General features: G+C 54.5%; 20 protein-coding genes. 15 read left to right on the top strand and 5 right to left on the bottom strand.

Annotated features, from left to right (window positions below; all coding sequences use genetic code 11):
- The first annotated feature begins 165 nt into the window (after positions 1 to 165).
- Positions 166 to 2,712 (top strand): class I adenylate cyclase, encoded by a 2,547-nt coding sequence (cyaA, locus tag WB371_RS20060; RefSeq protein ID WP_336221803.1) that lies wholly within the window; start codon positions 166 to 168, stop codon positions 2,710 to 2,712.
- Positions 2,713 to 2,754: 42 nt separating this feature from the next.
- Here cyaA and cyaY read toward each other — a convergent pair whose 3' ends face one another.
- On the bottom strand, positions 2,755 to 3,075 hold the full coding sequence (gene cyaY / locus WB371_RS20065) for an iron donor protein CyaY (RefSeq protein ID WP_336221804.1): 321 nt from the start codon (positions 3,073 to 3,075) through the stop codon (positions 2,755 to 2,757).
- 138 nt (positions 3,076 to 3,213) lie between these two features.
- Here cyaY and lptM point away from each other — a divergent pair, with 138 nt between their 5' ends.
- The 8 genes from lptM to corA all read left to right on the top strand — a co-directional run bounded on the left by lptM (position 3,214) and on the right by corA (position 10,330).
- Positions 3,214 to 3,417 (top strand): LPS translocon maturation chaperone LptM, encoded by a 204-nt coding sequence (gene lptM / locus WB371_RS20070; RefSeq protein WP_336221805.1) that lies wholly within the window; start codon positions 3,214 to 3,216, stop codon positions 3,415 to 3,417.
- A 36-nt stretch (positions 3,418 to 3,453) separates the two neighbouring features.
- Positions 3,454 to 4,278, top strand: coding sequence for a diaminopimelate epimerase (gene dapF, locus WB371_RS20075; protein WP_336221806.1), 825 nt, complete (start codon positions 3,454 to 3,456; stop codon positions 4,276 to 4,278).
- Positions 4,275 to 4,982: a DUF484 domain-containing protein gene (locus tag WB371_RS20080; RefSeq protein WP_336221807.1), complete on the top strand. Its 708-nt coding sequence runs from the start codon at positions 4,275 to 4,277 to the stop codon at positions 4,980 to 4,982. Before dapF ends, WB371_RS20080 begins: the two co-directional genes overlap by 4 nt.
- On the top strand, positions 4,979 to 5,875 hold the full coding sequence (gene xerC / locus WB371_RS20085; protein WP_336221808.1) for a tyrosine recombinase XerC: 897 nt from the start codon (positions 4,979 to 4,981) through the stop codon (positions 5,873 to 5,875). Before WB371_RS20080 ends, xerC begins: the two co-directional genes overlap by 4 nt.
- A complete protein-coding gene (gene yigB, locus WB371_RS20090; RefSeq protein ID WP_336221809.1) occupies positions 5,875 to 6,591 on the top strand; it encodes a 5-amino-6-(5-phospho-D-ribitylamino)uracil phosphatase YigB in 717 nt (238 codons plus the stop codon). Before xerC ends, yigB begins: the two co-directional genes overlap by 1 nt.
- A gap of 146 nt (positions 6,592 to 6,737) precedes the next feature.
- On the top strand, positions 6,738 to 8,900 hold the full coding sequence (gene uvrD, locus WB371_RS20095; RefSeq protein ID WP_336221810.1) for a DNA helicase II: 2,163 nt from the start codon (positions 6,738 to 6,740) through the stop codon (positions 8,898 to 8,900).
- Positions 8,901 to 9,168: 268 nt separating this feature from the next.
- Positions 9,169 to 9,225, top strand: a complete 57-nt coding sequence (ysgD, locus tag WB371_RS20100; protein WP_212723238.1) for a YsgD/CorL family protein — start codon at positions 9,169 to 9,171, stop codon at positions 9,223 to 9,225.
- Between the two features lie 154 nt (positions 9,226 to 9,379).
- Positions 9,380 to 10,330 (top strand): magnesium/cobalt transporter CorA, encoded by a 951-nt coding sequence (corA, locus tag WB371_RS20105; RefSeq protein WP_042326126.1) that lies wholly within the window; start codon positions 9,380 to 9,382, stop codon positions 10,328 to 10,330.
- 42 nt (positions 10,331 to 10,372) lie between these two features.
- On the opposite strand, the gene rarD is transcribed toward corA, so the two are convergent.
- Both rarD and yigI read right to left on the bottom strand, forming a co-directional pair.
- A complete protein-coding gene (gene rarD / locus WB371_RS20110; protein WP_336221811.1) occupies positions 10,373 to 11,269 on the bottom strand; it encodes an EamA family transporter RarD in 897 nt (298 codons plus the stop codon).
- A gap of 43 nt (positions 11,270 to 11,312) precedes the next feature.
- On the bottom strand, positions 11,313 to 11,780 hold the full coding sequence (gene yigI, locus WB371_RS20115) for an acyl-CoA thioesterase YigI (RefSeq protein ID WP_336221812.1): 468 nt from the start codon (positions 11,778 to 11,780) through the stop codon (positions 11,313 to 11,315).
- A 164-nt stretch (positions 11,781 to 11,944) separates the two neighbouring features.
- Between yigI and pldA the strand changes: the two genes are divergently transcribed.
- The 3 genes from pldA (at position 11,945) to rhtC (ending at position 15,414) form a co-directional block, all read left to right on the top strand.
- Positions 11,945 to 12,814, top strand: a complete 870-nt coding sequence (gene pldA / locus WB371_RS20120) for a phospholipase A (RefSeq protein WP_336221813.1) — start codon at positions 11,945 to 11,947, stop codon at positions 12,812 to 12,814.
- Positions 12,815 to 12,898: 84 nt separating this feature from the next.
- Positions 12,899 to 14,728, top strand: a complete 1,830-nt coding sequence (recQ, locus tag WB371_RS20125) for an ATP-dependent DNA helicase RecQ (protein WP_336221814.1) — start codon at positions 12,899 to 12,901, stop codon at positions 14,726 to 14,728.
- 65 nt (positions 14,729 to 14,793) lie between these two features.
- Positions 14,794 to 15,414, top strand: a complete 621-nt coding sequence (rhtC, locus tag WB371_RS20130; RefSeq protein ID WP_336221815.1) for a threonine export protein RhtC — start codon at positions 14,794 to 14,796, stop codon at positions 15,412 to 15,414.
- A gap of 42 nt (positions 15,415 to 15,456) precedes the next feature.
- Here rhtC and rhtB read toward each other — a convergent pair whose 3' ends face one another.
- A complete protein-coding gene (gene rhtB / locus WB371_RS20135) occupies positions 15,457 to 16,077 on the bottom strand; it encodes a homoserine/homoserine lactone efflux protein (protein WP_336221816.1) in 621 nt (206 codons plus the stop codon).
- Between the two features lie 111 nt (positions 16,078 to 16,188).
- On the opposite strand from rhtB, the gene pldB reads away from it, so the two are divergent.
- The 3 genes from pldB (at position 16,189) to WB371_RS20150 (ending at position 19,000) form a co-directional block, all read left to right on the top strand.
- Positions 16,189 to 17,211 (top strand): lysophospholipase L2, encoded by a 1,023-nt coding sequence (pldB, locus tag WB371_RS20140; RefSeq protein WP_336221817.1) that lies wholly within the window; start codon positions 16,189 to 16,191, stop codon positions 17,209 to 17,211.
- A gap of 8 nt (positions 17,212 to 17,219) precedes the next feature.
- Positions 17,220 to 18,020, top strand: coding sequence for a sugar/pyridoxal phosphate phosphatase YigL (gene yigL / locus WB371_RS20145; RefSeq protein ID WP_336221818.1), 801 nt, complete (start codon positions 17,220 to 17,222; stop codon positions 18,018 to 18,020).
- 80 nt (positions 18,021 to 18,100) lie between these two features.
- The gene (locus WB371_RS20150) at positions 18,101 to 19,000 is read left to right on the top strand and encodes a carboxylate/amino acid/amine transporter (protein WP_336221819.1); all 900 of its coding nucleotides are present in this window, start codon (positions 18,101 to 18,103) and stop codon (positions 18,998 to 19,000) included.
- On the opposite strand, the gene metR is transcribed toward WB371_RS20150, so the two are convergent.
- Positions 18,888 to 19,841 carry an HTH-type transcriptional regulator MetR gene (metR, locus tag WB371_RS20155; protein WP_336221820.1) on the bottom strand — a complete coding sequence of 318 codons (954 nt, stop codon included), beginning with the start codon at positions 19,839 to 19,841 and terminating at the stop codon, positions 18,888 to 18,890. The genes WB371_RS20150 and metR overlap by 113 nt on opposite strands.
- Positions 19,842 to 19,933 lie beyond the last annotated feature (92 nt).

Genomic DNA, 19,933 nt, shown 5'->3' on the forward strand with positions numbered 1-19,933 from the left:
GATCACGTTTTAGACCATTTTTTCGTCGGTCAGCACAAAAATACAGGCGAAAAGGGTAACGGTTATTTTTGACATACGGTTTATCCCGAATGGTGAAGGTTGTTGGTCGCGCATCGCGCTTCGGCAATCAACAGCATGACGGGTAGCAACATCAGGCGATACGTCTTGTACCTCTATATTGAGACTCTGAAACAGAGACTGGATGCCATAAATCAATTGCGTGTGGATCGCGCGCTTGCTGCCATGGGACCTGCTTTTCAGCAGGTGTACAGTCTTCTGCCGACATTATTGCATTATCACCATCCGCTGATGCCGGGATTCCTCGATGGTAACGTTCCCAGAGGCATTTGCTTCTACACGCCTGATGAAACCCAACGCCACTACCTGAACGAACTGGAACTGTACCGCGGTCTTGCGCCGCAGGACCCGCCGAAAGGTGAACTGCCGATCACCGGCGTTTACTCGATGGGGAGCACCTCTTCTGTCGGACAAAGTTGTTCCTCTGATCTGGATATCTGGGTCTGTCACCAGTCCTGGCTCGACAGCGAAGAGCGCCAGTTGTTACAGCGTAAATGCAGCCTGCTGGAAAGCTGGGCCGCCTCGCTGGGGGTGGAGGTGAGCTTCTTCCTGATCGATGAAAACCGTTTCCGCCATAATGAAAGCGGCAGTCTGGGTGGTGAAGACTGTGGCTCTACGCAGCATATCCTGTTGCTTGATGAATTCTATCGCACTGCGGTGCGTCTCGCCGGTAAACGCATTCTGTGGAATATGGTGCCGGGCGATGAAGAAGAGCATTACGACGACTACGTCATGACGCTTTACGCTCAGGGTGTGCTTACGCCGAACGAATGGCTGGATCTGGGCGGCTTAAGTTCCCTTTCCGCTGAAGAGTACTTTGGCGCCAGCCTCTGGCAACTGTATAAAAGTATCGATTCACCGTACAAAGCGGTGTTGAAAACCTTGCTGCTGGAAGCCTACTCCTGGGAATACCCCAATCCGCGCCTGCTGGCGAAAGACATTAAACAGCGTTTGCATGACGGCGAAATCGTTTCGTTTGGCCTTGACCCATACTGCATGATGCTGGAACGCGTGACCGAATACCTCACAGCGATTGAAGATCCGACGCGTCTGGATTTAGTCCGTCGATGTTTCTACTTAAAAGTGTGCGAAAAACTGAGCCGCGAACGGGCATGCGTGGGCTGGCGTCGTGAAGTGCTCAGTCAGTTAGTCAGTGAATGGGGATGGGATGAAGCCCGTCTGGCGATGCTCGACAACCGGGCGAACTGGAAGATCGATCAGGTGCGGGAAGCGCACAACGAACTGCTCGATGCCATGATGCAAAGCTACCGTAATCTGATCCGCTTTGCGCGCCGTAATAACCTCAGCGTCAGCGCCAGTCCGCAGGATATCGGCGTTCTGACGCGTAAGCTTTATGCCGCATTTGAAGCGTTACCCGGTAAGGTCACGCTGGTGAACCCGCAGATTTCGCCGGATCTCTCCGAACCGAATTTAACCTTTATCCACGTTCCGCCGGGCCGTGCCAACCGTTCAGGCTGGTATCTTTACAACCGTGCGCCAAACATGGATTCCATCATCAGCCATCAGCCGCTGGAATATAACCGGTACCTGAACAAGCTGGTGGCCTGGGCGTGGTTTAACGGTCTGCTAACGTCACGCACCCATCTGTTTATTAAAGGCAACGGCATTGTCGATTTGCCGAAGTTGCAGGAGATGGTAGCCGATGTGTCGCACCATTTTCCGCTGCGTTTGCCGGCACCGACGCCAAAAGCGCTCTACAGCCCGTGTGAAATTCGCCATCTGGCGATCATCGTTAACCTCGAATACGACCCCACGGCGGCATTTCGTAATCAGGTGGTCCATTTTGATTTCCGCAAGCTGGATGTCTTCAGTTTTGGGGAAGAACAAAATTGTCTGGTGGGCAGTGTGGATCTGCTTTACCGCAACTCGTGGAACGAAGTGCGTACCCTGCACTTCAACGGCGAGCAGGCGATGATTGAAGCGCTGAAAACGATTCTCGGCAAAATGCACCAGGATGCCGCGCCGCCGGACAGCGTCGAAGTGTTCTGCTACAGCCAGCATCTGCGCGGATTAATTCGGACTCGTGTTCAGCAACTGGTTTCAGAGTGCATCGAGCTGCGTCTTTCCAGTACCCGTCAGGAAACGGGCCGATTTAAGGCGCTGCGCGTATCCGGTCAGACCTGGGGGCTGTTCTTTGAACGCCTGAACGTGTCGGTGCAGAAGCTGGAAAACGCGATCGAGTTTTATGGCGCGATATCCCATAACAAATTGCACGGCTTGTCTGTTCAGGTGGAAACCAATCAGGTGAAACTGCCGTCGGTCGTGGATGGCTTCGCCAGCGAAGGCATTATTCAGTTCTTCTTTGAAGAGACGGGTGATGAGAAGGGCTTTAATATCTATATTCTGGACGAAAGTAATCGGGCGGAAGTGTATCACCACTGCGAAGGCAGCAAAGAAGAGCTGGTGCGGGATGTCAGCCGTTTCTACTCCTCGTCGCATGACCGCTTTACCTACGGTTCCAGCTTTATCAACTTTAACCTGCCACAGTTCTATCAGATTGTGAAAACCGAGGGGCGCGAACAGGTGATCCCATTCCGCGCACAGTCTATTAGCAACATTCCGCCTGCTAACCAGGACAACGACACCCCGCTGTTACAGCAGTATTTTTCGTAATGATTTGCCGGATACGGCGAAGCCGTCATCCGGCATAATATCTCAACGAAAGCTTACCGTTTCACCCGCCTGCTGCGTGGCGGCTTGTTCCAGAAGATCCCAGAAGGTTTCTCCGCTGCGGTCACACACCCATTCATTGCCTTTCAGGTCAAAATGGTAACCGCCCTGTTTGGTCGCCAGCCACACCTGGTGCAGCGGTTCCTGACGGTTGATGATGATTTTACTGCCGTTTTCGAAACTTATCGTCAGCACGCCGCCGTTAATTTCGCAGTCGATATCGCTGTCGCCGTCCCAGTCGTCCAGACGCTCTTCAATGGTCATCCACAGGGTATCGGCCAGGCGATGAAATTCACTGTCGTTCATTGTCGTTTCCCGTTTTTTCGTGATGGCGGCAGTATAACCTGAAACAAAACGCGTTGCAGATTACAGGCAAACTCTTGCTTTTACGCCTTCTCCTGCGATGATAGAACACAGAAAGTATGAACTTACAGGCAATCGACAATGAAAAACGTGTTTCAGGCTCTCGCTGTACTTCTCACTCTGTTCAGCCTGACGGGCTGTGGCCTTAAGGGGCCGCTCTATTTCCCTCCGGCTGATAAAACCGCACCGCCGCCGACCAAACCGGTGGATACGCAAACGCAGTCCACCATACCCAATCAAAACGATCGCGCCACGGGAGATGGGCCTTCGCAGGTGAACTACTGACGGTGTGTTTCTGTACCCGCGTGAACGGAGTGAATAATGCAATTCTCTAAAATGCATGGCCTTGGCAACGATTTTATGGTCGTCGACGCGGTAACGCAGAATGTCTTTTTTTCACCAGAGTTGATCCGTCGTTTGTCTGACAGACATCTGGGGGTAGGGTTTGATCAACTGTTGGTGGTTGAGCCCCCATACGATCCTGAGCTGGATTTTCATTACCGCATTTTTAATGCCGATGGCAGCGAGGTGTCGCAATGCGGTAACGGCGCGCGCTGTTTTGCCCGTTTCGTTCGCCTGAAAGGGTTAACCAATAAACGTGATATTCGCGTCAGCACAGCCAATGGACGAATGGTGCTAAGCGTCACGGATGATGAGCTGGTACGCGTTAACATGGGCGAACCCAACTTTGAGCCATCACAGGTGCCTTTTCGCGCGAACAAAGCGGAAAAGACCTATATTATGCGAGCGGCAGAACAGACAATCTTGTGCGGTGTGGTTTCAATGGGAAACCCACACTGCGTGATTCAGGTCGACGATGTGGAAACGGCGACGGTGGAAACGCTGGGACCGGTTCTGGAAAGTCACGAACGTTTTCCTGAACGGGCAAATATCGGTTTTATGCAGGTTGTAAAACGCGAGCATATTCGTTTACGCGTGTATGAGCGCGGCGCGGGAGAAACGCAAGCCTGCGGGAGCGGCGCGTGCGCGGCTGTTGCTGTCGGCATTCAGCAAGGTTTGCTGGCTGAAGAAGTACGCGTGGAATTACCGGGCGGTCGCCTTGATATCGCCTGGAAAGGTCCGGGTCATCCGTTATACATGACTGGCCCGGCGGCACATGTCTACGACGGGTTTATCCATCTATGAAGCAACCAGGGGAAGAACTACAGGAAACGCTGACCGAACTCGATGACCGGGCGGTCATCGACTATCTGCAGAAAAACCCTGAGTTTTTTATCCGCAATGCGCATGCCGTGGAAGCGATGCGGGTTCCGCACCCGGTTCGGGGCTCGGTTTCGCTGGTGGAGTGGCATATGGCCCGCGCGCGTAACCACATCAACGTCCTTGAAGAAAACATGTCGTTATTGATGGCGCAGGCGAATGCGAATGAAAGCCTGTTTTATCGCTTGCTGCATCTGCAAGGACGTCTGGTCGCGGCGACCAGCCTGGACGATATGTTGATGCGCTTCCATCGCTGGGCGCGCGAACTGGGGCTTGCGGGGGCAACGGTGCGTCTGTTTCCCGATCGCTGGCGTCTCGGGGCGCCGTCGAGCTATACCCATCTGGCGTTAAGCCGTCAGGCATTCGAACCGCTGCGTATTCAGCGACTGGGACAGGAACAGCACTATCTGGGCACCTTAAACGGTCCGGAATTACTGGTGGTACTGCCAGAGGCGAAGGCGATTGGTTCGGTGGCGATGTCGATGCTGGGACGTGACGGCGATCTGGGCGTCATTCTGTTCAGCAGCCGCGATGTGCATCACTATCAGCAGGGGCAAGGAACGCAACTCCTGCAGGAGATTGCCTTGATGATGCCCGATCTGCTGGAGCGCTGGATTGAACGCGTATGACCGATTTCACCGCCGATGTGACCCGCTTTCTGCGCTATCTGGGCGTAGAGCGGCAGCTTAGCCCCATCACGCTGAAGAATTATCAGCGCCAGCTTGATGCCATCATTGCGTTAGCCGCTGAAGCCGGGCTGAAAAACTGGCAGCAGTGCGACGCTGCAATGGTGCGCAGTTTTGCGGTGCGCAGTCGCCGTAAGGGGCTTGGCCCGGCAAGTCTTGCCCTGCGTCTCTCTGCCTTGCGCAGTTTCTTCGACTGGATGATCAGCGACGGCAAACTGAGCGCTAACCCGGCGAAGGGAATACAGGCGCCTAAAACGCCACGCCATCTGCCAAAAAATATCGACGTTGATGACGTTAATCGTCTGCTGGATATCGATCTGAACGACCCGCTGGCGGTACGCGATCGCGCGATGCTGGAGGTGATGTACGGCGCTGGTCTGCGTTTATCCGAACTGGTGGGACTGGATATCAAACATCTGGATCTCGATACCGGCGAAGTCTGGGTGATGGGGAAAGGCAGCAAAGAACGCCGCCTGCCCATCGGTCGCAACGCGGTGGCGTGGATTGAACACTGGCTGGATCTGCGCGGGCTGTTTGGCAGTGACGAGGACGCGCTGTTTTTGTCAAAGCTGGGTAACCGTATCTCCGCGCGTAACGTCCAGAAGCGTTTTGCCGAATGGGGCATTAAGCAGGGGTTAAACAGCCATGTTCATCCGCATAAGTTGCGCCACTCCTTTGCCACGCACATGCTGGAATCGAGCGGTGACCTGCGAGGCGTACAGGAACTGCTAGGACACGCTAACCTTTCGACCACGCAAATCTATACTCATCTTGATTTTCAACACCTGGCCTCGGTGTACGATGCGGCGCATCCACGCGCCAAACGGGGGAAATAATGCGCTTTTACCGGACTTTAGGGCAGATCTCTGCGATCACCTTCGACCTTGATGACACCCTTTACGATAACCGTCCGGTTATCCTGCGTACCGAGCAGGAAGCGCTCGCTTTTGTGCAGAACTATCATCCGGCGCTACGCACGCTTGAGAATGCCGATTTGCACCGGCTGCGTCAGGCGGTGCGGGAAGCGGAGCCGGAAATCTATCATGATGTGACCCGCTGGCGTCACCGCGCCGTTGAACGTGCCATGCTGAACGCCGGACTCTCAGCAGAAGAGGCCGTGGCGGGCGCGAATGCCGCTATGATGAACTTTGCGAAATGGCGTAGCCGAATCGAAGTCCCACAAGAAACCCACGACACGCTGAAAGCCTTAAGCAAAAAATGGCCGCTGGTGGCGATTACTAACGGTAACGCGCAGCCGGAGTTGTTTGGTCTCGGCGACTATTTTGAGTTTGTTCTGCGTGCTGGCCCGGACGGGCGCTCAAAGCCGTTCAGCGATATGTACTTCCTTGCGGCGGAAAAGCTGAATGTACCGACAGGCGAGATCCTGCACGTGGGTGACGATCTCACAACCGACGTTGCCGGGGCGATCCGCAGCGGGTTACAGGCCTGCTGGATCAAGCCGGAAAATGCCGACTTGATGCACACCTTTGACAGCCGTTTACTGCCGCATATCGAAATTTCACAGTTGGCATCTCTGACCTCGCTGATATAATCACCAGCAGTTCTGTATAAAATTCCAGGGTTTTGGCGGATGGCGCTACGCTTATCCGCCCTACGCTGACTGCGATCACGTAGACCCGATAAGCGAAGCGCCATCGGGCATTTCGCAGTTTATCTATTCCTAACGCGGCGGTGCCAATGGACGTTTCTTACCTGCTCGACAGCCTCAATGATAAACAGCGCGAAGCGGTGGCCGCGCCACGTAGCAACATGCTGGTTCTCGCGGGGGCGGGAAGCGGTAAAACGCGCGTACTGGTACACCGTATCGCCTGGTTGCTGACGGTAGAGAATAATTCGCCGTATTCCATTATGGCGGTAACCTTTACCAACAAAGCGGCGGCGGAGATGCGCCACCGTATTGGTCAGATTATGGGTACCAGCCAGGGCGGCATGTGGGTCGGCACTTTCCACGGTCTGGCACACCGGTTACTGCGTGCGCATCACATGGACGCTAACCTGCCGCAGGACTTCCAGATCCTCGACAGTGAAGATCAGTTGCGTCTGCTTAAGCGTTTGATCAAGGCGATGAACCTTGACGAGAAGCAGTGGCCGCCGCGTCAGGCGATGTGGTACATCAACGGTCAGAAAGACGAAGGTCTGCGCCCGCATCATCTTCAGAGCTTCGGTAATCCGATTGAACAGACCTGGCAGAAAGTTTATCAGGCTTATCAGGAAGCGTGCGATCGCGCGGGGCTGGTGGATTTTGCCGAACTGCTGCTGCGCGCGCATGAGCTGTGGCTTAACAAGCCGCATATCCTTCAGCACTACCGCGAACGTTTCACCAATATCCTGGTGGACGAATTCCAGGATACCAACAACATCCAGTATGCCTGGGTCCGCCTGCTGGCGGGCGATACCGGCAAAGTGATGATCGTGGGTGATGATGACCAGTCTATCTACGGCTGGCGTGGCGCACAGGTTGAGAACATCCAGCGCTTCCTCAACGACTTCCCCGGCGCACAGACGATCCGTCTGGAGCAGAACTATCGTTCAACCAGTAATATCCTCAGTGCGGCAAACGCCCTGATCGAAAACAACAACGGTCGTCTGGGCAAAAAGCTGTGGACCGATGGCGTGGAAGGCGAGCCCATTTCACTCTACTGCGCGTTTAACGAACTGGATGAAGCGCGCTTTGTCGTCAACCGGATCAAAACCTGGCAGGACAACGGCGGCGCGCTGGAACAGTGCGCCATTCTCTACCGCAGCAACGCCCAGTCGCGTGTGCTGGAAGAGGCGCTGCTCCAGGCCAGTATGCCGTACCGTATTTATGGCGGGATGCGCTTCTTCGAACGCCAGGAAATCAAAGACGCGCTCTCTTATCTGCGTTTAATTGCGAACCGCAATGACGACGCAGCGTTTGAACGCGTGGTGAATACGCCGACGCGCGGGATTGGCGATCGCACGCTGGACGTGGTGCGCCAGACCTCGCGCGACCGTCAGCTCACGCTGTGGCAGGCATGCCGTGAGCTGTTACAGGAGAAAGCGCTGGCCGGTCGTGCCGCCAGTGCGCTGCAACGCTTTATGGAACTCATTGACGCACTGGCGCAGGAAACCGTCGACATGCCGTTGCATGTGCAGACTGACCGGGTGATTAAAGATTCCGGTCTGCGCATGATGTACGAACAGGAAAAAGGCGAGAAAGGTCAGACGCGTATCGAGAACTTAGAGGAACTGGTGACGGCAACGCGCCAGTTCAGCTACAACGAAGAAGACGAAGATTTGATGCCACTACAGGCATTCCTTTCCCATGCGGCGTTAGAAGCGGGAGAAGGGCAGGCGGATACCTGGCAGGATGCGGTGCAGCTCATGACGCTGCACTCGGCGAAAGGGCTGGAATTCCCGCAGGTATTTATCGTCGGAATGGAAGAGGGGATGTTCCCCAGCCAGATGTCGCTGGATGAGGGCGGACGTCTGGAAGAGGAGCGTCGACTGGCCTATGTCGGCGTCACCCGTGCGATGCAAAAACTGACGTTAACCTACGCCGAAACGCGTCGTCTGTACGGTAAAGAGGTGTATCACCGCCCGTCGCGCTTCATTGGCGAATTACCCGAAGAGTGTGTTGAAGAGGTGCGTCTGCGTGCGACGATCAGCCGCCCGGTCAGCCATCAGCGGATGGGAACGCCGGTAGCGGAAAACGACACCGGCTATAAGCTGGGCCAGCGTGTGCGCCACACGAAGTTCGGAGAAGGCACCATTGTGAATCTGGAAGGCAGCGGCGAACACAGCCGCTTGCAGGTGGCTTTTCAGGGACAGGGGATCAAATGGCTCGTGGCCGCCTATGCGAAGCTGGAAACAGTCTGATTGTGCTAACCGCTTGAATTGTAGGCCGGATAAGGCGAAGCCGTCATCCGGCATGGTGTTATCGCCTGATGATGCTGCGCTGATCAGGTCTGTGATTTTGCATCATCACATTTCCGCTTAATATTCTGAAATCATAGATAAATCAGTCCGCTCTGCTAACCTTTCTGCATAAGGGGAAATTATTACTTTTTCGCGTTTCGTTGCGTGTTGACGGCAAATTTTTGCTGGCGTAACATGCGCGCACGATTACGCTAAGAGGACATTCGCCTTGGACACACCCAGTAGATACTGGCTCATTATCCTGTCATCCAGGATCAACTCCTAAGGCTATCCCTTTTTGCTGATAGCCTTAGCGGTTGTCAGCGACCTTCTCTATTTTCCCGTCGCGCTGAGTCAGGCTGTTTAATGGTCTGAAACCCAATTTGTTTCTGTGTGCCCACCGAACTGTCCGATATTTTTAAGCATTGGGAGTCCCGGTCATGCTGAGCGCATTTCAACTGGAAAATAACCGACTCACCCGGCTGGAAGTCGAAGAGTCACAAACCCTGATTGATGCCGTATGGGTCGACCTGGTCGAGCCCGACGACGACGAGCGACTGCGCGTACAATCTGAACTGGGGCAAAGCCTGGCGACCCGTCCTGAACTGGAAGACATCGAAGCCTCCGCGCGTTTCTTCGAAGACGAAGACGGTCTGCATATCCACTCCTTTTTCTTCTTTGAAGATGCGGAAGACCACGCGGGTAACTCCACGGTGGCATTCACCATTCGTGATGGTCGCCTGTTTACCCTGCGTGAACGCGAGCTGCCCGCGTTTCGTCTGTATCGTATGCGTGCCCGTAGCCAGGCGATGGTTGATGGCAACGCTTATGAACTGCTGCTGGATTTGTTCGAAACCAAAATTGAACAACTGGCGGATGAAATTGAAAATATCTACAGTGATCTGGAAGAACTGAGCCGGGTGATTATGGAAGGGCACCAGGGCGATGAGTATGACGAAGCGCTCTCCACCCTGGCGGAACTGGAAGATATCGGTTGGAAGGTTCGCTTGTGTCTGATGGATACCCAGCGTGCGCTGAACTTCCTGGTTCGCAAAGCGCGTTTACCGGGCGGGCAACTGGAACAGGCCCGCGAAATCCTGCGCGATATCGAATCCCTGTTGCCGCACAACGAATCTTTATTCCAGAAGGTGAACTTCCTGATGCAGGCGGCGATGGGCTTTATCAACATTGAACAGAACCGCATCATCAAGATCTTCTCGGTGGTCTCCGTGGTCTTCCTGCCGCCGACGCTTGTCGCGTCCAGCTACGGGATGAACTTTGAGTTTATGCCGGAACTGAAGTGGAGCTTTGGCTACCCGGGCGCGATTATTTTTATGCTGCTCGCCGGTCTGGCACCGTATCTGTACTTTAAGCGTAAAAACTGGCTGTAATTGTTATGCCGGATGGCGCTACGCTTATCCGGCACATCATGACTACATGCCCTTGCGCGTCCTGCGCTGAGTATAAATTGCATCCGTCACGAAAATCGCCAGCGCGACCCAGATAAAGGCGAATGTCACCATTTTATCTGCCCCAGGAACCTCTCCATAGAACGTCACTGCCAGCACAAACATCAGCGTTGGACCGATATACTGGAAGAACCCCAGCGTGGAAAGACGCAGACGGGTTGCTGCACCGGTAAAGCACAGTAGTGGAACAGTGGTCACTACCCCGGCGGCAATCAGCAGCAGGTTAAGCGACATCGGGTTTTGTCCCATATGGCTGGTGGCGCTGTCGGCAATACCAAACAGGTAAATGGCGGCAACCGGCAACAGCCAGAGGGTTTCAAACAGCATACCGGTTTGCGCTTCAACGGCGATTTTCTTACGCACCAGCCCGTAAAAGGCGAAGCTAAATGCCAGTCCCAGTGCGATTATCGGCAGCGAACCGAAGGTCCAGAGTTGCACGAGAACGCCACATACCGCCAGAATCACCGCCAGCCACTGCATACGGCGAAAACGTTCGCCGAGAAAAATCATCCCCAGCAAAATGTTCACCAGCGGATTGATAAAGTATCCCAGGCTGGCTTCCAGCATATGGTGGTTGTTTACCGCCCAGATAAACAGCAGCCAGTTTCCGCCAACCAACACCGCAGACACCGCCAGCATGAAAATTTTCCTGGGCGTTTGCAGCAGCGTTTTGACGCCGGACCACTGACGGCTAATGCTGATTAACGCCACCATAAAGAAAAAAGACCAGATAACACGGTGCGTCAGGATTTCGTCAGCGGGGACGTAATGAATCAGCTTGAAGTACGCGGGAGCGATGCCCCAAATAAAATAAGCGGCAAGAGCGAGTAAGACGCCCTGCCGCGTTTGCTTTGCATCCATCGGGAAAACTCATGTCTGAAATGTAACAACAGTTTATCGTGTTTTACCCTACCATATAAGTGGCGGTGGCGCTGGCAATATAAAGCTGATCTTCGTTGTGTAACTCGACGCGCGCCACGGCGACTTTGTTTCCGGCGCGCAGAAGGCTGCTGGTGGCGGTAAAACGGTTACCACGGCCCGGACGCAGGTAGTCCACGCGCAAATCGATAGTCCCCATGCGGGACATCCGCTGACGCAGTTCGTCTTCACTGATGGTCTCATGGCGCGTCAGTGTGCTCCCTACGCACACCAGTCCGGCGGCAACGTCCAGCGCTGAGGCGATCACTCCGCCATGCAGAATACTTTGCGCCCAGTTTCCCACCATCATCGGCTGGTTAGTAAAAGCCAGTTGGGCAAACTCCTTCTCATAACGTTCCAGCTCCAGTCCCAGCGCCCGGTTAAACGGCATGTGATACACAAACATCTCGCCCACCAGTTTCAGGGCTTGTTCAGCAGTCAGTATAGCAGACATACAATTCAGACACTCCATTAGTTAATGAAATGTTGATATTATGCTTCTTGAATGTTGATTTCCACTTTGAGGCAGGATAATTAACGAGGTTCTGTATAAGTATGTAGAATGGCTGGCAGAATAATAGGCACATCATAAATCTTTCGTTCAGGAGAACAACACGAATGCGGGCGATTCTGGGTTGGTTGCTACCAGTAGCAATGCTGCCGTTGGCGGCGTATGCGCAAGAGGCGACAGTGAAAGAGGTTCATGATGCACCTGCGGTGCGGGGCAGTATTATCGCCAATATGCTGCAGGAGCATGATAATCCTTTTACGCTTTACCCCTACGACACGAACTACCTGATCTACACCAATACCAGCGACATGAACAAAGAGGCGATCAGTACTTACAACTGGTCTGAAAACGCCCGCAAAGACGAAGTGAAGTTCCAGTTAAGCCTGGCGTTTCCGCTCTGGCGCGGAATTGTGGGACCCAATTCGGTATTGGGTGCCTCGTATACGCAAAAGTCCTGGTGGCAGCTTTCCAACAGTGAAGAGTCGTCGCCGTTTCGCGAAACCAACTACGAACCGCAACTGTTTCTCGGTTTTGCGACTGATTACAGTCTGGGCGGGTGGACACTGCGTGACGTTGAGATGGGCTATAACCATGATTCGAACGGGCGTTCTGATCCGACTTCCCGGAGCTGGAACCGCCTCTATACACGTCTGATGGCAGAAAACGGTAACTGGCTGGTTGAAGTGAAACCGTGGTACGTCATTGGCAGTACCGACGACAACCCGGATATCACCAAATACATGGGTTATTACCAGTTGAAAGTCGGCTACCACCTGGGTGAGGCGGTACTGAGCGCGAAGGGCCAGTACAACTGGAACACCGGCTACGGCGGCGCAGAACTGGGGCTGAGCTATCCCATCACGAAACATGTGCGTCTTTACACGCAGGTGTACAGCGGTTACGGCGAATCATTGATCGACTATAACTTTAATCAGACGCGCGTTGGCGTGGGCGTCATGCTCAACGATATCTTCTGATCGATGATTGTGTTTTAAACATTGCAGTTTCTTCCTCAGGCGCTGAAAATAGCGCCTGTTTTGATTTAAGCGAACGGGGTTAATGTGGCGCAGGCGGAAGTGTTGAATCTGGAATCAGGGGCTAAGCAGGTTTTGCAGGAAACCTTCGGCTACCAACAGTTTCGCCCGGGTCAGGAAGAGATTATCGACACCGTCGTTTCGGGGCGCGACTGCCTGGTCGTGATGCCGACCGGGGGCGGAAAATCCCTCTGCTATCAAATCCCTGCCTTATTGCTCAATGGACTGACGGTGGTTGTGTCACCGCTGATCTCCCTGATGAAAGATCAGGTCGACCAGTTGCTGGCGAACGGCGTGGCGGCGGCCTGTCTGAACTCGACGCAAACCCGCGAGCAGCAGCTTGAGGTGATGGCAGGCTGTCGCACCGGGCAAATTCGCCTGCTGTATATCGCCCCTGAGCGCCTGATGCTGGACAACTTCCTCGAACATCTGGCGCACTGGAATCCGGTGCTACTGGCCGTGGATGAAGCCCACTGCATCTCGCAATGGGGACACGATTTCCGCCCGGAATATGCTGCGCTGGGCCAGCTCAGACAGCGTTTTCCTTCCCTGCCGTTTGTGGCGCTCACCGCGACCGCCGATGAAACCACGCGTCTGGATATCGTTCGTCTGCTGGGGCTGAACGATCCCTTAATCCAGATCAGCAGCTTTGACCGCCCGAACATCCGCTACATGTTGATGGAGAAGTTTAAACCGCTCGATCAGCTCATGCGCTATGTCCAGGAACAACGCGGTAAGTCCGGCATTATTTACTGCAACAGCCGTGCGAAGGTGGAAGACACCGCCGCGCGTCTGCAAAGCCGTGGCATAAGCGCTGCGGCGTACCATGCCGGACTGGAAAATGACATTCGCGCCGATGTGCAGGAAAAATTCCAGCGCGACGATCTGCAAATTGTTGTCGCGACCGTCGCTTTTGGCATGGGGATCAACAAACCCAACGTGCGCTTCGTGGTGCATTTCGATATTCCACGCAACATTGAATCCTACTATCAGGAAACCGGTCGCGCCGGGCGTGACGGCCTGCCAGCGGAGGCAATGCTGTTTTATGATCCGGCCGATATGGCGTGGCTGCGCCGCTGTCTGGAAGAAAAACCGCAGGGGCAGTTACAGGATATTGAGCGGCATAAGCTGAATGCGATGGGCGCGTTTGCCGAGGCGCAAACCTGCCGTCGTCTGGTGCTGCTGAACTACTTTGGCGAGGGGCGCCAGGAGCCGTGCTGCAACTGCGATATCTGCCTCGATCCGCCGAAACAGTACGACGGTTTAAACGATGCGCAAATTGCGCTTTCCACCATCGGAAGGGTTAGCCAGCGTTTTGGGATGGGGTATGTGGTTGAGGTTATCCGCGGCGCGAACAACCAGCGGATCCGCGAGTTGGGTCACGACAAACTCAAAGTCTATGGCATGGGGCGGGATAAGAGCCATGAACATTGGGTCAGCGTCATTCGCCAACTGATTCATTTGGGGCTTGTCACACAGAACATTGCCCAGCACTCCGCATTACAGATGACTGACGCCGCGCGTCCGGTACTGCGTGGCGACGTCCCTCTGCAACTCGCCGTGCCGCGTCTTGTCGCCCTGAAACCACGGGTGATGCAGAAATCGTTCGGGGGTAACTACGATCGCAAACTGTTCGCCAAACTGCGTAAATTACGTAAAGCCATTGCCGATGAAGAGAACATTCCGCCGTACGTTGTCTTTAACGATGCCACGTTAATTGAGATGGCGGAACAGATGCCGGTTTCTGCCAGTGAAATGCTCAGCGTTAACGGCGTGGGCATGCGTAAACTGGAGCGCTTCGGCAAAGAATTTATGGCGCTGATCCGCGCCCATGTCGATGGTGACGACGAAGAGTAGTCAGCCAGGCAAAAAAGTGTCAGGATGGTGACTCACTGAACTGTTTCCCCCGCGAGTATTTCATCATGTTAATGCTATTTCTCACCGTGGCGATGGTGCACATTGTGGCACTGATGAGCCCGGGGCCGGATTTCTTTTTTGTCTCACAGACGGCGGTCAGCCGTTCGCGCAAAGAGGCGATGATGGGTGTGCTCGGCATCACCTGTGGCGTGATGGTCTGGGCTGGCATCGCGCTGCTCGGCCTGCATCTGATCATCGAAAAAATGGCCTGGTTACATACCATCATCATGGTGGGCGGCGGCCTGTATCTGTGCTGGATGGGTTACCAGATGCTGCGCGGCGCGTTTAAAAAGCAGGATGTTGCGGCACCCACGCCGCAGATTGAACTGGCGCAAAGCGGTCGCAGTTTCCTGAAAGGGCTGCTGACTAACCTGGCTAACCCGAAAGCGATTATCTACTTCGGTTCCGTCTTTTCTCTGTTTGTCGGGGATAATGTCGGAACGGGCGCGCGCTGGGGCATTTTCGTGCTGATCATCATTGAGACCTTCGCGTGGTTTACCGTGGTGGCGAGTCTGTTTGCGCTGCCGAAAATGCGTCGCGGGTATCAGCGGCTGGCAAAATGGATCGACGGTTTTGCCGGGGCGTTGTTTGCCGGTTTCGGCATTCATCTGATTATTTCACGTTAAGGCATGGTGCCGGATACGCGCCAGACGTTATCCGGCAACCTGTCAGGCATGTCGTGCCGACGCCAGCAGCGCGCCCACCAGCATAAACAGCGAACCGAAGATTTTATTTAACGCCTTCATCTGCTTCGGCCCTTTAATCCACATGGCGATACGCTGCGCCAGCGTGGCATAACCGATCATCACCACAACATCGACTACAATCGTGGTGACGCCGAGTACGATGTACTGCATCAGTTGCGGCTCTTTGGGCATAACGAACTGCGGGAAAAGGGCGGCCAGAAAGACAATGCTTTTAGGGTTTGTCAGGTTGACGAAGACCGCGCGTTTGAACAGGCGACCGCGCGACTGCGTTTGCGCCATGGTATTGAGATCAATAGCACCGGCGGCCCGCCATTGCTGGATGCCTAACCAAATCAGGTAGGCGGCACCCGCCCATTTCAGCACGTCAAAGGCGATGACGGAACGAGAAAACAGGGTGCCCAGACCAATGCCGACCAGGACGATATGAATGCCCAGTCCGGCCTGTAACCCCGCAATGGATGCGACTGCGCCGCGGTAGCCGTGATTGATGGAGGTCGTCATGGTGTTGATGGCGCCAGAGCCGGGGGAGAGGCTCAAAATTATGGATGTCAGCAGATAGGCGAACCACCATTCGAAGGTCATGAGAAACTCCCTGATTGTCTGTTTTTATGCCACAATACGCTACTGTTGCTGTGTTGTGTCAGACATAACGAAAAAAACGATTTTTACCTGGTAAACGAGGCTGGATACCCGATGTTTCAGCAGCAAAAAGACTGGGAAACAAGAGAAAACGCGTTCGCGGCTTTTTCCATGGGGCCACTGACCGATTTCTGGCGCCAGCGAGAGGAAGCGGAATTTACCGGCGTGGGCAATGTGCCGGTGCGCTTTGTTCGTTTTCGTGCTGCGCAAAACGATCGTGTGATTGTCGTCTGTCCGGGTCGGATTGAGAGCTATGTGAAGTACGCTGAACTGGCGTATGACCTCTTTCATCTGGGCTTTGATGTCCTCATTATTGACCATCGCGGCCAGGGGCGTTCAGGGCGCATGTTAGCCGATCCCCATCGCGGTCATGTCGAGAACTTCAACGACTATGTGGACGATCTTACGGCGTTTTGGGAACAGGAAGTCCAGCCGGGACCGTGGCGTAAACGCTATATTCTGGCGCACTCGATGGGCGGGGCGATTGCCACGCTGTTCCTCCAGCGCCATCCGCATCAGTGCGATGCCATTGCGCTTTGCGCGCCGATGTTTGGTATTGTGATGCGTCTGCCGGACTGGATGGTACGTCACATTCTCGACTGGGCCGAAGGTCATCAGCGTATTCGGGAAGGGTATGCGATCGGCACCGGGCGCTGGCGGGCGTTGCCGTTTGGTATGAATTCATTAACGCACAGTCGGCAGCGCTATCGGCGTAACTTACGTTTTTATGCCGATGAACCACAGTTGCGTGTAGGCGGTCCGACTTATCACTGGGTGCGCGAAGGCATCCTGGCGGCTGAACAGGTACTGGCAGGCGCTGGAGACGACGCCACGCCGACTTTGCTGATTCAGGCTGAAGAAGAGCGTGTGGTGGATAACCGCATGCATAACCGTTTTTGTGAACTCCGCGCCGCAGCGGGCCATCCTGTTGAAGGGGGGCAACCGCTTGTCATCAACGGCGCTTACCATGAGATCCTTTTTGAAAAGGACGCAATGCGCTCAGTCGCGCTCCAGGCTATTGTTGATTTTTTCAACAAGCATAACTTACCAGCGGAAACCGCTTTGCTTAGAGGTTAAATTTTTCTATGTATCAGGTTGTTGCGTCTGATTTAGATGGCACACTGCTCTCTCCCGACCATACCCTTACGCCGTACGCGAAAGAGACGCTGAAACTGCTGACAGCACGTGGCGTTAACTTTGTTTTTGCGACCGGTCGTCACCACGTTGATGTGGGACAAATCCGCGACAATCTGGAGATCAAGTGCTACATGATTACCTCCAATGGCGCACGTGTGCATGACATGGACGGTAATCTGGTGTTTGCGCATAATCTGGACCGCGATATCGCCAGCGATCTGTTTGGCGTAGTAAACGCGAACCCGGATATCGTCACTAACGTCTATCGTGACGACGAATGGTTTATGAACCGTCATCGCCCTGATGAGATGCGCTTTTTCAAAGAGGCGGTGTTCCACTACTCGCTGTTTGAACCGGGTCTACTGGAGCCGGAAGGCGTCAGTAAAGTGTTCTTCACCAGTGATTCTCATGAGGTTCTGTTGCCGCTGGAACAGGCGATCAATGCGCGATGGGGCGATCGCGTGAACGTGAGTTTTTCCACACTCACCTGTCTGGAAGTGATGGCAGGCGGCGTGTCGAAAGGCCATGCGCTGGAGGCGGTCGCCAAAGCGATGGGTTACAGCCTTCAGGACTGTATCGCCTTTGGTGACGGGATGAACGATGCAGAAATGCTGTCGATGGCGGGCAAAGGCTGCATTATGGCCGGTGCGCATCAGCGCCTGAAGGATCTGCATCCTGAGCTGGAAGTGATCGGCTCGAACGTTGACGATGCAGTGCCGCATTATCTGCGCGATCTCTATTTACGCTAACACGATCGTTCGCTAATTAATCAGTTGTCAACCGCACTCTCCGCTACAATGGATACTCCTTGTTCTAAGAGATATCCATTGTGGCGTTACTCATCATTACCACAATCCTGTGGGCCTTCTCCTTTAGTTTGTATGGCGAATACCTCGCCGGGCACGTCGACAGCTATTTTGCCGTGCTGGTTCGGGTCGGCCTTGCCGCATTAGTATTCCTGCCTTTCCTGCGTACCCGTGGGCACAGTCTCAAGACCCTCGGGCTGTATATGCTGGTGGGCGCTATGCAGCTTGGCATCATGTACATGCTGAGTTTTCGCGCATATCTCTATTTAACGGTCTCTGAACTGCTCTTGTTTACCGTGTTGACGCCGCTCTATATCACGCTGATTTATGATGTCATGAGTAAGCGCCGTCTACGCTGGGGTTATGCTTTTAGCGCGCTACTGGCGGTGATTGGGGCAGGAATTATTCGCTATGACCAGGTGACCAATCACTTCTGGACCGGGTTGCTGCTGGTACAGCTTTCCAATATCAGTTTTGCCATTGGCATGGTGGGGTATAAACGTCTGATGGAGACGCGTCCGATGCCTCAGCATAACGCGTTTGCCTGGTTTTACGTCGGCGCGTTTCTGGTGGCCGTCGTGGCCTGGTTCACGCTGGGGAATGCGCAGAAAATGCCGGAAACCACGCAGCAATGGAGCATTCTGGTGTTCCTGGGCGTGGCGGCATCGGGCATTGGCTACTTCATGTGGAACTACGGCGCCACCCAGGTAGATGCAGGGACGCTGGGCATTATGAATAATATGCACGTACCCGCCGGGCTGCTGGTTAACCTGGCAATCTGGCACCAACAGCCCCACTGGCCGACTTTTATCACAGGCGCGGTTGTGATCCTGGCTTCACTGTGGGTGCATCGGAAGTGGGTCGCTCCGCGCTCCGCACAAAGGGCAGATGATCGCAGGCGTGATTGCGCGCCGAGCGAATAAACGCCTCTGTGACCGGCTGGCGCTGGTCGCCGTCACGCACGGCAGCATAGAGACGGCTCCACAAGCCATCCCCCAGGGTTTTGGTCACCACCAGACCCTGGCGTTCAAAACTCTCCACCACCCAGTGCGGCAGGGCGGCAATGCCCATATTGGCCGCCACCATCTGAATCAACAGCAGTGTGTTATCCACGCTTTTCAGTGACGGGCTGACGCCAGCGGGTTGCAGGAAATTGCGCCAGACGTCCAGTCGACTGCGCTGTACCGGATAAATCAGCAGCGTTTCGCTGGCTAAATCTTCCGGCGTGATCAGCGTTTTACTGGCCAGCGGATGATCGGGTGCCAGGACCAGGCGCACTTCAAAATCAAACATCGGCGAATAATGCAGCCCGCTGCGCGGCAGAATGTCAGACGTCATCACCAGATCCAGTTCGTCCTGCTGGAGCGCGGGCTGGGGGTCAAAGGTCACGCCGGATTTAAAGTCCATCTCCACCTGCGGCCATTTGGCGCGGAAATTTTCCAGCGCCGGGGTTAGCCACTGAATACAACTGTGACATTCAATGGCGATGCGCAGTCGGGTCTGCTGCGGTTCATTACAGGCCTGCAACGCGCGGCTGATTTGCGGCAGCACCTGGCTGGCTAATTGCAACAGGATCTCGCCCTGCGGGGTAAAACGCAGCGGCTGGCTTTTACGTATGAATAACCGAAAGCCAAGGCGCTGTTCCAGATCGCTGAACTGGTGAGACAGGGCGGATTGGGTCTGATGCAGCGTCGCCGCGGCGGCTGCCAGTGACCCGGTATTCCGCAACGCCTGGAGCGTTTTCAGGTGTTTAATCTCGATCATGAAAGTCCTTCACTTCGGCATGAACAAATTGCGCTTGAGGAATATACAGTACTTGCGAATTATAGCGGTGTAAACATCTGGACGTCCAAAAT

The organism is Citrobacter amalonaticus (assembly GCF_037053465.1).
In the GTDB taxonomy this organism is placed as follows: Bacteria; Pseudomonadota; Gammaproteobacteria; order Enterobacterales; family Enterobacteriaceae; genus Citrobacter_A; species Citrobacter_A amalonaticus_H.

Coding starts and splice junctions, on each gene's coding strand:
- rarD (WP_336221811.1), bottom strand. CDS start 11,269: ATGGATGCAAAGCAAACGCGGCAGGGCGTCTTACTCGCTCTTGCCGCT.
- yigI (WP_336221812.1), bottom strand. CDS start 11,780: ATGTCTGCTATACTGACTGCTGAACAAGCCCTGAAACTGGTGGGCGAG.
- yigL (WP_336221818.1), top strand. CDS start 17,220: ATGTATCAGGTTGTTGCGTCTGATTTAGATGGCACACTGCTCTCTCCC.
- metR (WP_336221820.1), bottom strand. CDS start 19,841: ATGATCGAGATTAAACACCTGAAAACGCTCCAGGCGTTGCGGAATACC.
- uvrD (WP_336221810.1), top strand. CDS start 6,738: ATGGACGTTTCTTACCTGCTCGACAGCCTCAATGATAAACAGCGCGAA.
- rhtB (WP_336221816.1), bottom strand. CDS start 16,077: ATGACCTTCGAATGGTGGTTCGCCTATCTGCTGACATCCATAATTTTG.
- yigB (WP_336221809.1), top strand. CDS start 5,875: ATGCGCTTTTACCGGACTTTAGGGCAGATCTCTGCGATCACCTTCGAC.
- lptM (WP_336221805.1), top strand. CDS start 3,214: ATGAAAAACGTGTTTCAGGCTCTCGCTGTACTTCTCACTCTGTTCAGC.
- pldA (WP_336221813.1), top strand. CDS start 11,945: ATGCGGGCGATTCTGGGTTGGTTGCTACCAGTAGCAATGCTGCCGTTG.
- rhtC (WP_336221815.1), top strand. CDS start 14,794: ATGTTAATGCTATTTCTCACCGTGGCGATGGTGCACATTGTGGCACTG.
- dapF (WP_336221806.1), top strand. CDS start 3,454: ATGCAATTCTCTAAAATGCATGGCCTTGGCAACGATTTTATGGTCGTC.
- WB371_RS20080 (WP_336221807.1), top strand. CDS start 4,275: ATGAAGCAACCAGGGGAAGAACTACAGGAAACGCTGACCGAACTCGAT.
- xerC (WP_336221808.1), top strand. CDS start 4,979: ATGACCGATTTCACCGCCGATGTGACCCGCTTTCTGCGCTATCTGGGC.
- cyaY (WP_336221804.1), bottom strand. CDS start 3,075: ATGAACGACAGTGAATTTCATCGCCTGGCCGATACCCTGTGGATGACC.
- pldB (WP_336221817.1), top strand. CDS start 16,189: ATGTTTCAGCAGCAAAAAGACTGGGAAACAAGAGAAAACGCGTTCGCG.
- corA (WP_042326126.1), top strand. CDS start 9,380: ATGCTGAGCGCATTTCAACTGGAAAATAACCGACTCACCCGGCTGGAA.